The sequence below is a fragment of the Lysobacter sp. Root76 genome (assembly GCF_001428685.1).
GTDB lineage: Bacteria > Pseudomonadota > Gammaproteobacteria > Xanthomonadales > Xanthomonadaceae > Lysobacter.
In genome coordinates this window covers 682345-695328 of sequence record NZ_LMIK01000001.1, presented here as the reverse complement: position 1 = coordinate 695328, position 12984 = coordinate 682345, and the positions used below count along the sequence as shown (strand labels likewise).

The 12984-nt window shown below is 66.9% G+C and carries 9 protein-coding genes; 4 read left to right on the top strand and 5 right to left on the bottom strand.

Annotation, left to right across the window (positions count from 1 at the left end; all coding sequences use genetic code 11):
• Window positions 1–32: 32 nt before the first annotated feature.
• Genes ASE10_RS02835 through ASE10_RS02815 form a run of 5 tightly spaced genes read right to left on the bottom strand, consistent with a single transcriptional unit; the run spans window position 33 to window position 5379 of the window.
• Window positions 33–794, bottom strand: coding sequence for a L,D-transpeptidase family protein (locus ASE10_RS02835; protein WP_055902957.1), 762 nt, complete (start codon window positions 792–794; stop codon window positions 33–35).
• 18 nt (window positions 795–812) lie between these two features.
• Window positions 813–1664 (bottom strand): MurR/RpiR family transcriptional regulator, encoded by an 852-nt coding sequence (locus tag ASE10_RS02830; protein WP_055902955.1) that lies wholly within the window; start codon window positions 1662–1664, stop codon window positions 813–815.
• 18 nt (window positions 1665–1682) lie between these two features.
• A complete protein-coding gene (locus ASE10_RS02825; RefSeq protein WP_055902952.1) occupies window positions 1683–2780 on the bottom strand; it encodes a dipeptide epimerase in 1098 nt (365 codons plus the stop codon).
• A 33-nt stretch (window positions 2781–2813) separates the two neighbouring features.
• Window positions 2814–4217 carry an SH3 domain-containing protein gene (locus ASE10_RS02820; protein ID WP_055902949.1) on the bottom strand — a complete coding sequence of 468 codons (1404 nt, stop codon included), beginning with the start codon at window positions 4215–4217 and terminating at the stop codon, window positions 2814–2816.
• 4 nt (window positions 4218–4221) lie between these two features.
• Complete coding sequence (locus ASE10_RS02815) at window positions 4222–5379, bottom strand: DUF819 family protein (RefSeq protein ID WP_055902944.1); 1158 nt, start codon at window positions 5377–5379, stop codon at window positions 4222–4224.
• 234 nt (window positions 5380–5613) lie between these two features.
• Between ASE10_RS02815 and ASE10_RS02810 the strand changes: the two genes are divergently transcribed.
• The 4 genes from ASE10_RS02810 to ASE10_RS02795 all read left to right on the top strand — a co-directional run bounded on the left by ASE10_RS02810 (window position 5614) and on the right by ASE10_RS02795 (window position 12905).
• Window positions 5614–7032: a transglutaminase-like domain-containing protein gene (locus ASE10_RS02810; protein ID WP_235565832.1), complete on the top strand. Its 1419-nt coding sequence runs from the start codon at window positions 5614–5616 to the stop codon at window positions 7030–7032.
• Window positions 7033–7071: 39 nt separating this feature from the next.
• Window positions 7072–10023 (top strand): TonB-dependent receptor, encoded by a 2952-nt coding sequence (locus tag ASE10_RS02805; RefSeq protein ID WP_055902942.1) that lies wholly within the window; start codon window positions 7072–7074, stop codon window positions 10021–10023.
• Between the two features lie 72 nt (window positions 10024–10095).
• Entirely contained in the window at window positions 10096–11349 is a 1254-nt protein-coding gene (lysA, locus tag ASE10_RS02800) for a diaminopimelate decarboxylase (protein ID WP_055902939.1), read from the top strand.
• A complete protein-coding gene (locus ASE10_RS02795) occupies window positions 11346–12905 on the top strand; it encodes a serine hydrolase (protein WP_082559657.1) in 1560 nt (519 codons plus the stop codon). Before lysA ends, ASE10_RS02795 begins: the two co-directional genes overlap by 4 nt.
• Window positions 12906–12984: the final 79 nt, after the last annotated feature.

The window sequence follows — 12984 nt, the reverse complement described above, 5'->3', positions numbered from 1 at the left end:
GGGGCTCTGTGTGGTGGTGGACGGAGGGCGGCTCAGGGCGCCGGCAGATGCCAATCCTGCCGCAGACGGCGCAGTTCCGCCTGCGGCAGCAGCACGAATACCGGATGCTGCTGCGGGCGCAGCCAGGCCAGCAGGGCTTCCATCGCCGGATCGGCCATCGCGGTGCAGCCTGCGGTGGGCTCGCCGGGTGCCTTCCACAGGTGGGCGAAGATGCAGCTGCCGGCGCCGGGAACGCGCTGCGGGTTGTGATCGATCACCAAGCCCAGCCGGTAGCGCTGGTCGCCGCCGGCGTGCAGGTCCCGGCGCATGGGTTCGGTGGATTCGGCGACGGCGGCCTGGCCGACCTCGCCGGCATCGACGATGCGGTTGTACAGCGGCGAGGCGTTGACGTCGATGCAGTAGTCGTCGGCGCCCATGGCCTGGTAGGGCATCGGCGTCGCCGCGCTGGCGCCGTAGCCGAACGCGGTGCCGAGCGCGAACACGCCGGCCGGCGCGCGGCCGTCGCCTTCGCGCTTCTGCGGCCCGTCGGTCTGGCTGGGATGCAGGCCCAGGCCCCAGGCACTGCCGTTACGCCCGACCGTGACCGAGCTCGCCGAGCCGACCTCGCGCCAGCCGCCGCCGTCGCGTTGGTAGCGGCGCAGGCGGCCCTCGCTCGCGTCCCAGCCGTCGGTGGTCACCAGCACGAGCTGGCGCGCGTTGCCCCAGGGCGTCGATGCGCTCGGCGCGGACATGCCGGCACAGGCGGCCAGAGCGAGGGCAGGCATCAGCAGGGCGGTGCGGAGCAGGGTGCGCATGCGGTCTCGTCCCGGCGGTCAGCTGTCGAGCAGATCCTGCATGCGCTCGAGGTTGAGGTCGAGCTGGCGGCGCCGGGCTTCGCTGGCGTCGCACAGCAGCACGAAGATCAGGTCGAGCAGGTGCTGCAGCGCCGATTGGTACAGCAGCGGCTCGATATGCCGGCGCTCGTCGTGCGCCGACACCACCAGGGCCGCGTCGGCATGCGCGCGCAGCGGGTTGGGAGTGTGACGGGTCACGGTGATGACCTTGCCCACGCGCTCGCGGAAGCGCCGGCCGATCTGGCACAGCGCCGGCTGGCGGCCGTGCTCGGAGAACACCAGCAGCACATCGCCGGCCGCGGCGCTGGAGATGCCGGCCTGCATCAGCATCGCATCGACGTAGTGCACGGTGACGATGCCCAGCATCGACAGCCGGGTCGCGAACGCGCGCGCCGGGATGCCGTCCTCGCCGAGGCCGATGATGTAGACCTTGCCGGCCTGCTCGATCGCCGCGGCGATCGCGTCGATGCGGTCGGCCGGATTGATCAGCCGGGTCTCGGCCTCGGCCAGGGCCTTGAGGTGCCACAAGTCCTCGGCCAGCGCGGTGTGCGGATCGTCCGCGGCCGCGGCGGTCGGCAGGTGGTCCTCGCCGTTGCCGTTGCCGCGCGCGACCGCTTCGCCGATCGAATACTTGAGGTCCGGGTAGCCCTTGAAGCCCAGCTTCTGGCTGAACTTGACCACGCTGGACTGGCTGATCCCCAGCGCGTTGGCCAGCTGCTGCGAGGAGTAGTCGCGCAGCAGATGGGCGTTGTCGAGCAGGAAATCGGCGATGCGGCGCTCGATCGCCGACATGCGATCGCGCTCGGCGCGGATTTTGAGTAGCGGCGACATGTCCTGACGGTCCTGGGCTCAGCCGGGCAGGGCTTCGAGGCCGCGGATCTCGCGGATGCCCAGGCCGGGCGCATCGGCGACCGAGATCTCCGACTCGTTGAAATTCACCCCGCCGTCGACCGGGTTGAACGCGCACAGCGACGGCCCGTCCAGATCGACCTTGGTAATGACGTTGGACTTGGCCACCGCCACGTGCACGGCCGCGGCCACACTGATGCTGGTCTCGATCATGCAGCCGATCATGCATTCCACCCCGTACAGCGCGGCGATGTCGGCGATGCGGATGGCATTGGAGATCCCGCCGGTCTTCATCAGCTTTATGTTGATGATGTCGGCGGCGCGCATGCGGATCAGATCGATGACCTCGGTGGGGCCGAACACGCTCTCGTCGGCCATGATCGGAGTATGCACGCGCTCGGTCACGTACTTCATGCCGTCAAGGTCCTGCGCCTTGACCGGTTGCTCGACCAGCTCCAGGCGCACCCCGGCGTCCTCCAGTTGCTGGATCGCGTACACCGCCTGCTTGGCGGTCCAGCCCTGATTGGCGTCCAGGCGCAGCAGGGCACGGCCCTCGACCGCGGCGTAGATCGCCTTGACCCGCTCGATGTCGACGCCGATGTCCTTGCCGACCTTGATCTTCAGCGATTCGAAGCCGCGTTCGACCGCGCTCATCGAGTCGGCCACCATCTTGTCGATGTAGTCGACGCTGATGGTGATGTCGGTGGCGATGACCGGGTCGCCGCCGCCGAGCATCTTGTACAGCGGTGCCCCGTACAGCTGGCCCCACAGGTCGTAGATCGCGATCTCGACCGCGGCCTTGGCGCTGGTGTTCTTCTCCAGCGCGCTCTGGATCAGCTGGGTCAGGCGGTTGAGGTCGGCGATGTCCTCGCCGATCAGGCGCGGCGCGATGAACTTGCGGATCGCCTCGACGATGGAGCCGTGGGTGTCGCCGGTGATCACCGCGGTCGCCGCGGCCTCGCCGTAGCCGACCTGGCCGCTGTCGGTATGCACCGACACGACGATGTCCTCGACCGTGTCGACGGTGCGCAGCGCGGTCTTGAACGGCGTCTTCAGCGGGACGCGCAGCATGCCGAACCGGATATCGGTAATTTTCATGGAGCTCCGATCGCTTCGTAAGTAGTGGGGCGCTCAGGGGCGGATGCGCTGGATGCTGGTGATGCGGTCGACGTAGCTATGCGCCTCGTCGAACAGCAGCGGAGTCAGCGGCGACACCGATACCCCGTTGAGATGGGCGCGGGCCATGCGGCCCTCGGCGTCGCGATAGCTGATGCCGGTGGTGTCGTGGATCACGTAGGGCTCGCCGTGCTGATCGCCGATCACCATCATCACGTGACCGGGGATATAGATCAGGTCGCCGACTTGCAGCTCGCGCACCGCTTTCATGCGCGCCGCGCGGTCGTCCCGATCGCCGAAGGCGATACGGTTCAGCGCCGGGCTCACCGCCTGGTCGCGGGTATTGCGCGGCAGCGTCACTCCGAAGCTGCGGTAGACGTCGGACACGAAGCCGCTGCAGTCGCGCGCGTTGTAGGAATGGCCCCAGCCGTAGCGCTCGCCGAGGAACTTGAAACCCTGGCGCAGCAGGTTGGCCTTGGTCAGCGGCAGGTAGCGCTCGGCGGTGTCCTGATTCTTGGGCAGCAGCGCCGGCGCGAAGCTCAGGCGGCCGTCGTCGCCGCGCACCGGCAGTTCGATCACGTGCGCGGTGTAGGGATGCTGGCCGTTGACCGGACGGTCGGCCGGCCAGTCGGCCAGCAGGGGCGCGCGTACGCCCATGTCGAGCTGCAACTGCGACAGCTTCGGCTGCTCCGGCGTGTACACGGTGCGCGCGGTCGCCCCGGTGACGATCAGTTGCGGCGTGCGCTGCCCGTAACCGAACACCGCCGCCGCATCGCCCTGGGCGACGTAGCGCTTCTCGACCCAGGCCGTATACAGCGGGCTGACCACGAACCACCACTGGCGGTCGCGGCTCTCGTGGGCGATCGCGACCGGATCGCCGGGGAACAGGCCGCTCTCCTGGAAACGGTCGATGTCGTGATCGTCGGGCGAATTGAACACGCGCAGCGGCGTCGGAAACGCGCGCAGATCGGCGCGGTGCACGATCAGGCCGTAGCGCAGCGGCTGCCGCTCCGGGATCGCGCCCAGGTCGAGCGCGTCCTGAAGATCGTCGAGCACGCCGCTGGCGATGGGCCGGCCGCGCTCGTCGTACAGCGCCTGGGTCGGGCGCTCCGACACCGACGCTATCCAGCTTCGGATCTGCTCGCGGGTCACCGTTTCCGGCAGGGCCTGCAGATCGTGCACCGACGCGTCCAGTTCGCGCAGCTTGGCGTTCTGCGCCGCGATCGCGGCTGTGTTCAATATCACGCGATCCGCGCGCGCCTGGCGCTGGATCCAGAATTCCGCATTCAATTGGCGTTCCTCCACGCCGATTACGCCGTGGGCGGGGATGGGGAGCGCAGCGGGCGGAGCCGCCGCGAGCGGCTGCAGCGCGGCGCCGAACAGGCCGGCGGCGGCGAGCAGGACGAGGAGCGGACGCATCGGATCAGCCTCCCGTGGGCGAAAGGCCGGACAGCACGCCGGCCATGAACAAACCGATGCCGGTGCCCAGCACCAGGCCCAGCATCGCCAACAACACCGCCGCCGGCACCAGCGCGCGCGAGTAGGTCGCCGCCAGCACCGGTGCGGTGGCCATGCCGCCGATCTGGGCCAGCGAAGAGATCCCGCACAGGTACAGGTCGAAACGGAACGCCCGCGCCGCCAGCGCGAACAGGCCGACGTGCAGCACCAGCACGGTGAAGCCGACCAGCACGAACAGCGGTGCGGCCGACATTCCGGCGAAGTTGCTCTGCGAGGCCAGCACTGCGACCAGGCAAGCCAACAGCGCGCCGGCCAGCGGCGCCGGCACCGGCGATGCCGCCAGCGGCGTGCGCGCGAGTGCCAGCCCGGCGACGGTCGCGATCAGCACGGTCCACGCGGTGACGGTCAAGAAACCTTGCGTCGGTAGCAAAGCGGCCAGCGCCATGGCGCCATTGCCGACCAGCAGGGCGATGCCCAGCCACAGCAGCACGCCGCCAGCGCCGGCTTCGCTGTTCGCGCGCGGAGCGGCCGCGACCGGCAGCGCGCGCTCGTTGGCGCGGGTCCAGCGATTGAACGCGGGCGCGAAGCGCACCGCCGAGAACAGCAGCACCACCCACACCGAATAGCACAGCGCGTCGGCCAGCAGCACCGGCGGCAGCAGGTTGTCGGGCAGGCCGATCGATTGCTTGACCGCGACCAGGTTGGCCGAACCGCCGGTCCAGGTCGCGCTGAGCGCGGCCAGCATCTTCCAGCCGTCGGCGGGCAGGGCGTTCCGGTAGATCAGGTAGGCCAGCACGATCGCGGCCAGGATGCTGGCCATCGCACAGACGAATACCGCCAGCATGCGCGGCCCCAGCGCCAGGATCGCGCGCAGGTCGCAGCCGACCATCAACAGGAACAGCAGCGCCGGCAGCAGCTGCGAGGTCAGGTGGCGCTGGGCGGCGGCGATCTCCGTCGTGCTCTGCCACAGGCCCGCCACCGCCAGCGCGGTCACCAGCAGATAGGTCAGCACGATCGGCGGCAGCACCGAGAACAGCCGCCAGCCGTAGCGCCGCTCCAGCGACGGAAACAGCCCGGCCGCCAGCAGCACCACCGCCAGATAAGGCCAGACCGTTTCGATCATCGCGTCCCCTCGTTCGCGCCGGCGATCATCGCGACCGGCTCAGTGGGAATACATACTTCACAACGAGAATTTGTCAAGAATAAATTATTGACCAGCCCGTCCGGCCATGTTACACAGCCGTGACTCGGTCCTCAGATGGTCGGCTGCGACGTGGAACGTTCCGTGCTTCCGCTCGATTCGGCGATGCCCCGCGCTTGGCGCCGGGCTGCGCGCAGCCTGTGCCTGGCCGGGCTGATGCTCGCGCTGCCCGCGGTCTGGGCCGGCTACGACCGCGGTCCCAGCGACATCGTCGCCATGATCGACGCCGGTCATTTCCGCGACGCCGGCCTGGCGATCGACGCCGCGCTTGCGCAGCCGGGCTTGAGCGCGGACCAGCGCGCGGCCCTGGAATTCCAGCGCGAGCGCATGCGCCGCATCCGTCTCGACTTCCCGCTGACCGAAGCCGACGCCCGGCGCAAGCTCGGCGAACTGGTGCCCGATCTGCGCGACGACGAGTTCGTGGCCTGGAAGCGCGCGAACCTGCTCGAACACCTGGTCATCGACGGCCAGCCGTATTACTTCAGCCGCGCCGTCTCCAACCTGTTCCTGCTCGATCCCGTCGCCGATGCGCGCCGGCGTCCGCCGCGCAAGCCCAGCAGCGGGCCGATGGAAAGCGCCAACGCCTATCACGACGAAGCGCTGCGCGAGGCGCGCGCGAGCGGCAAGACCAGCGTCGCCCCGCGCCGGGTGCGCGTGACCCAGTCCATCGTCGTCGATGCCGATGCGGTGCCGGCCGGCGAAACCCTGCGCGCGTGGATCCCGTACCCGCGCCTGCGGCCGGGCCAGCAGGAGGGCCTCGTCTTTCTGGCCAGCACGCCCGCCACGCACCGGATCGCGCCCGAATCCACCCAGCAGCGCACGGTCTACCTGGAGCAGGCCGCGAAAGCCGGACAGCCGACTACGTTTTCGATCAGCTACGAACTCACCGTCTACGGCCAGGTCCATCGCATCGACCCGGACCGGGTCCAGGCGCTGGGCGACCGTCCCGACCTCGCGCCCTACCTGGGCGAGCGCGCGCCGCACATCGTCTACACCGACGCGCTGCGCCGCTATTCGCGCGAAGTCGTCGGCGACGAGACCAATCCGGCGCGCATCGCGCAGAAGCTGTACGCCGCCGTCGACCGCATTCCCTGGGCCGGCGCGCGCGAGTACTCGACGCTGTCCAACATCAGCGACTACGCCCTGCACGCCGGCCACGCCGATTGCGGCCAGCAGACCTTGCTGCTGATGGCCCTGCTGCGTTTGAACGGTATTCCCGCGCGCTGGCAGTCGGGCATGGTCTATTCCGACGGCGACTACGACAACCTGCACGACTGGGGCTGGCTGTACCTGGCGCCCTACGGCTGGGTCCCGATGGACGTCACCACGGGACGGTTCCAAGACGCCAAGGATCCCGGCGTCGAGTGGTTCTATCTCGGCGGACTCGATGCCTACCGCATCGCGTTCAACGACGACTACGGGACCGACCTGGTCCCGGCGAAACGGCACTTCCGATCGGAAACCGTGGATTCGCAGCGCGGCGAAGTGGAGTGGGCGGGGGGCAACCTCTACTTCGACCGGTGGGATTACCGCTTCAAAGCACAAGTACTGCCGCTGCCCGGCCACGCGCCGTAGCGGCAGCTCACACGGCCATGCTCTAGGGGAAATGGAAACATGCGCGCAACAACGATGAGGAAGACCGCGCTCTGCATCGCGATGGGGCTCTGCTTCGGTTCGATGTCCATGAGCGCGCTGGCGGCCAACAACGACGGCTCGCTGGCCGGCCGTACCACGCCCGGCGCCGAAGTCACGATCCGCAGCCCGGACACCGGCTTCACCCGCACGGTCAAGGCCGACGAACAGGGCAACTACCGCTTCCCGTTCCTGCCGGTGGGGCAGTACACCTTGCAGACCAGCGTCGGCGGCGCGGCGAGCGAGCCTACGCCGGTGAGAGTTCTGCTGGGTACGACGACCAACGTGAATGCGGGTTCGCAAGCCGCGACCGACCTTGCGGCGGTGCAGGTCGTGGGGACGCGCGGGATCAGTCCGGTGGACGTGTCCTCGACGGAGTCGGCGACCAACGTTACCCGTGAGGAAATGGCGCGACTGCCTGTGCCGCGGGACATCACTGACGTTGCGACCTTGGCTCCCGGTGTAAACCGCGGTGAGTTCGGCGGTGTGTCGTTCGGTGGTTCGTCCGTGGCCGAGAATTCGGTCTACGTCAACGGTCTGAACGTCACGGACTTCTACAACCGGGTCGGCTTCTCCTCGATGCCGTTCTCCTTCCTCCAGGAATTCCAGGTCAAGACCGGCGGCTATTCGGTCGAGTTCGGGCGCACCACCGGCGGTGTGATCAACGCCGTGACCCGCAAGGGTTCCAACGAATTCCACGGCGGTGTCGATCTGCTGTTCGACAATCTGGCGCAATCGGATGCGAAGAATCACCCAGGACGCGTCGCCAAGTACGACGAAAACGAACAGAACAACTACGCGGCATGGGGTTCGGGCGCGCTGGTTCAGGACCGTCTTTTCTTCTTCGGCATTTACGAAAAGCGCGATCTCGACGGCCAGAGCACCGACGACGGCGGCAGGAACCTGTTCATCGACAGCGGGAACAACGATTTCTGGGGCGCCAAGCTGGACTGGCAGATCAACGACAAGAACTTGCTGGAGCTGCTCGCGTTCTCCGACAAGAGCGAAACGGTCCAGGACAACTATGTGTTCGATCCGATCACCGGTAAACGCACTTCGGGTCGCGAGAATCGAACATTTACCAAGAACGGCGGCGACAACTGGGCGCTTACCTACACGGGTTACTTGACCAACGACCTTTCGATGAAGGCAATGTACGGCGAGAACGAACGGGCTGCTTCAGTCAGTAGCCTGAACGACGCCGCCTGCAATCTCGTTCAGGACCGCCGTGTAGGGAGCAGTTTCATCGGCTGCTCCAGCAATACCGCGGTGATTGACCGAAACGACAAGCGCAAAGCCATGCGCCTGGACTTCGAGTGGACGCTGGGCAATCACTACCTGCGCTTCGGCGCGGATCACGAGAACAACACGTCGGACTATTCCAGTCACTACCCAGGTAATGGCCTGCGCTACGAGGTCAGCAACGTACCTCTCAGTCGACGCGTAAACGGCGTTCGCGTGCGCGACGGGTTAGATGCCTACGTACGTACGCGCCAAGTTGCCAACCAGGGTACGTTCGAAACCGAGAACGAAGCCTATTACATCGAAGACAACTGGTCGGTTACCCCCAACCTGGTGCTCAACCTGGGTGTGCGTTGGGAGGCTTTCGACAACAAGGACGCCGACGGACGCAGCTACATCAAGATGGACGACATGGTCGCCCCACGTTTCGGGTTTTCCTGGGACGTCAACGGCGACGGCCGCACCAAGCTGTACGGCAATGTGGGCCGCTACTACCTGCCGGTGGCCAACGTCATCAACATCAAGCAGGCCGGACCGTTCCTGGATGCGCGCACCTTTTACGAATTCAACGGCTTTGGCACCTTCACCAACCCGGCCACCGGCCAGGTCTATCCTGATCCGATCCTGGGCCCGCAGATCGGTGCGGTGGACGACTCGCAGGGCAACGGCCAGGTCGGCGACCTGAGCGGCGAAGTCGACAGGGATATGGATCCGGTCTATCAGGACGAGGTGATACTCGGGTTCCAGTCGATGTTCGGGGACAATTGGTCCTGGGGCGTGCGCGGCATATATCGGCGGCTGCACGAAGCCATCGATGACATGCAGATCACCCACAACGGCCATTGCGAGATCGATACTTTCGTGATGGGCAATCCCGGCAAGAATCTGACCTTCTTCACCGACACCGATCCGACCTGCGACGGTGTGAACGATGCCTTCGTCACCATCGACACTTCGAAGGAAGGCTGGGCTTTGTACGACGATGACGGCAATCTGGTCGGCCAGCGCGGCTGGGGCAAAGCCAAGCGCACCTATCGCGCCCTGGAGTTCATGATCGACCGCGCCTGGGACGAGAAGTGGGCATTCAATGCTTCGTATACGCTGTCTTACAGCAAGGGCAATGCCGAAGGCCCGGTCAACTCGGACACCGATTTCTCCGATAGCGGTCGTACCGAGGCTTTCGACAATCCCTTCGTCGAGATTGGCAGCTACGGCTTTCTGCCGAACGATCACCGCCATCAATTCAAGTTCCGAGGCGCGTATGCGTTCGACGACCATTGGTCGGTCGGTGCGACCCTGGACGTGCAGTCCGGACGTCCGGTCAGCGAGTTCGGTACCGGCAATCCCTACGACGCCACGGAGTTTCTCAGCTACTACATCTGCGAGAGGAACTGCTCGGAAGACTTCGCCCCATCCGAGCGCGTCTATCGGCTGTCTCGCCGCGGCGCTTACGATCGGCTGCCCTGGACCTATTCCCTGGGCGCCAGCGTGTCCTACAACGCGACCTTCGGCCGGGCCAAACTCAATGCCAAGTTGGCCGTCTATAACTTGACCAACGAGCAGCGAGTGACCGAGGTGAACGAGGTGCGCGAGGCGCAGAACAGCATCGGCACTCCGAATCCGTTCTTCGGCGACGGAACGGACTATCAATCGCCACGCTACGTCCAGTTCATTCTCTCGGTTGCGTTCTAACCCCCTCGGCGGACTGCAGGCGCAGTCCGCCTCTTTTGGCGGGTAAATCGTCAGACCCGATCCAGGCGCCGAATGATCGAAGAATATGCTGTTTTCGGTGGCGTCGATCTGCGGGCTCTGGCCGAGCAGATCGCCACGCCTTGCTACGTGTATTCCGCCACTGCGATCCGCGAGCGTGTTCAGGGCCTGCAAGCGGCACTACTGGGGCTGGACGCGCGCATCTGCTACGCAGTCAAAGCCAATTCCAATCTCGCCATCCTGCAGCTGATGGCCGAGCAGGGCGTCGGCGCGGATATCGTGTCGGCCGGCGAGCTCAGACGAGCGTTGCGGGCCGGCATTTCGGCAGAGCGCATCGTGTTCTCGGGCGTGGGCAAGACCGCCGACGAGATCGCCGAGGCCTTGGACGCCGGCGTTTGGCGCTTCAATGTCGAATCCCGCGACGAACTGCAAACCATGCAGCGCGTCGCGGCCGGCCGGGGCGCGATCGCCCGCGCCTCGGTCCGCATCAATCCGGACGTGGATGCGGGCACCCACGCCAAGATCTCCACCGGAAAGTCGGAGAACAAGTTCGGAGTGTCCATCGAAGAGGCCCGGAGTTGGTTCGCCGACTCCGCGCAGTACGCGAACGTCCGCCTCGATGGCCTGCACGCGCATATCGGTTCGCAGATCCTGAGCCTGGAGCCGTTCCGGCTGGCCCTACAGCGCGTGGCGGCGTTCGCTCGAGAGCTGGCCGGGCATGGCCACGCCCTGGCCTGTATCGACGTCGGCGGCGGTCTCGGAGTGCGTTACCGGCAGGATCAGGATCCGCCGCTGACCGCCGGCGAGTACGCAGCCATGCTGCGCGAGATCTTCTCGGGATTCGCCGGCACCTTGATCCTGGAGCCCGGTCGTTACCTGGTCGCCGAGGCCGGGCTGCTGCTGACCCGGGTAATCCGGATCAAGCCCGGCCAGCAGCGCGATTTCCTGATCGTCGACGCGGCGATGAACGATTTGCAGCGGCCGGCGCTGTACGACGCCTGGCACGACATCCTGCCCCTGCACGGTCGCGCAGCCGAGTCGGTCGCCTACGACGTGGTCGGACCGGTCTGCGAAACCGGCGATACCTTCGCGGTGCAGCGGCGAATGCCGGCCTGCCGGGCCGGCGACCTGATCGCGATCGCGGGCGCCGGCGCTTACGGCGCGGCCATGGCTTCGACCTACAATTCGCGGCCGCTGGCCGCCGAGGTCATGCTCGACCGCGGCCGCTATGCGGTGGTGCGGCAACGCCAGGATTTCGATGCCATGATCGCCGACGAGCGCCCGGCGCAGGAGTGGCTGACCGCATGAAACGTATTGGGTGGCTTCTGGTTGCGGCGGTCGGCTTCGCGACCCCCGCTTTCGCGCAGACGGCGACGGCGTCGCGGCCCGAGCTCGATGCCATCGTCGACGAGGTGGTCGCGCGCTACCGATTGCCCGGGCTCGCGATCGGTGTGATCGAGCACGGCGAGGTTGTGTACCGGCGCGGCGTGGGCGAGCTGGTCGCCGGCAGCGGTGAACCGGTCACGCCCGAGACCCTGTTCAAGATCGCTTCCAACAGCAAGTCCATGACCACCGCACTGCTCGCGCGCCTGGTCGACGCCGGCAAGCTGCGCTGGGACGACCCGGTCACCAAGCACTTGCCGCAGTTCCGCATGTACGACGACTGGGTCACGCGCGAGATGCAGGTGCGCGACCTGCTGATCCACGACAGCGGTCTGCGCGCGGGCGCCGGCGACCTGATGCTGTGGCCCGAGCCCAACAGCTTCAGCCGCGCCGACGTGATCCACGGCCTGCGCTATCTCAAGCCGGTGCACAGCTTCCGCTCGCGCTACGACTACGACAACCTGATGTACATCGTCGCCGGCGAAGTCGCGGCCGCGGCGGGCGGCGCACCCTACGAAATCCTGCTGCAGCGCGAGGTATTCGAGCCGCTGGGGCTGCAGCGCTGCCGGATCGGCGAGTGGAATCGCGACAGCGTCGGCAACGTCGCCCAGCCGCACCGGCGCGAAGGCGACCGCAACCTTCCGGTGCGCGAGGACGGCGCCGTCGTCGCCAATACCACCATGGCCGCGGCCGGCGGCGTGCGCTGCAGTCTGGACGACATGCTGACTTGGGTCCGCACCTGGTTGCGCCCTGACAACGCCGCCGCGCCCTGGCTGTCGGCAGAACAGCGCCGCGCGCTATGGTCGGCGCAGATGTCGATGCCGGTCTCGCAGCGCCAGCGCGATTGGGACGGCAGTCATTACAGCGCCTATGGCTACGGCTGGCGCCTGGCCGACGTCGACGGCACTTTCAAGGTCTCGCACACCGGCACCCTGATGGGCATGTACTCGGTGGTAACCATGCTGCCGGAGCGCGACGTCGGCTTCGTGGTCCTGATCAACGGCGAGGCCGAGGAAGCGCGGACGGTGCTGAACCAGGTGCTGGTCAAGCGCTACAGCGCGCCCGCACAGCGCCGCGATGTCGCTTACTACGCGCAGGCATTGGAGCGCGAGCGCGCCGCGACCCCGCCCGCGCAGCGCGCGCCCGACACCTCGGCGCGCAAACCGGCCACGACCGACGCCATGCGCCCCTGGCTCGGCCGCTATGGCGACCCCTGGTTCGGCGAAGTCTCGCTGTGCGCCCAGGGCGCACGGGTGCGTTTCGTTTCGCGGAAGTCGCCGATGCTCAGCGGCACCGTGCAGCGCGTCGACGCGCGCTGGCTGGTCGACTGGGACGACGTCAGCGTCGACGCCGAAGCCTGGCTGGACTTCGGCGCCGCACCGGATACGGGAACCATGAAGATGGCCAAGGTCGATCCAGAGGCCGACTTCAGTTACGACTACGAGGACCTGGCCTTCGTTCGCGTGGGCGGCTGCGACTGAGCGTCGTGCCTGCCGCGCTGCAACGGCCTTGATTCGACGAGATTTTTGCAGCAGCGCCGATGCAGGGCGATGCAGGAAT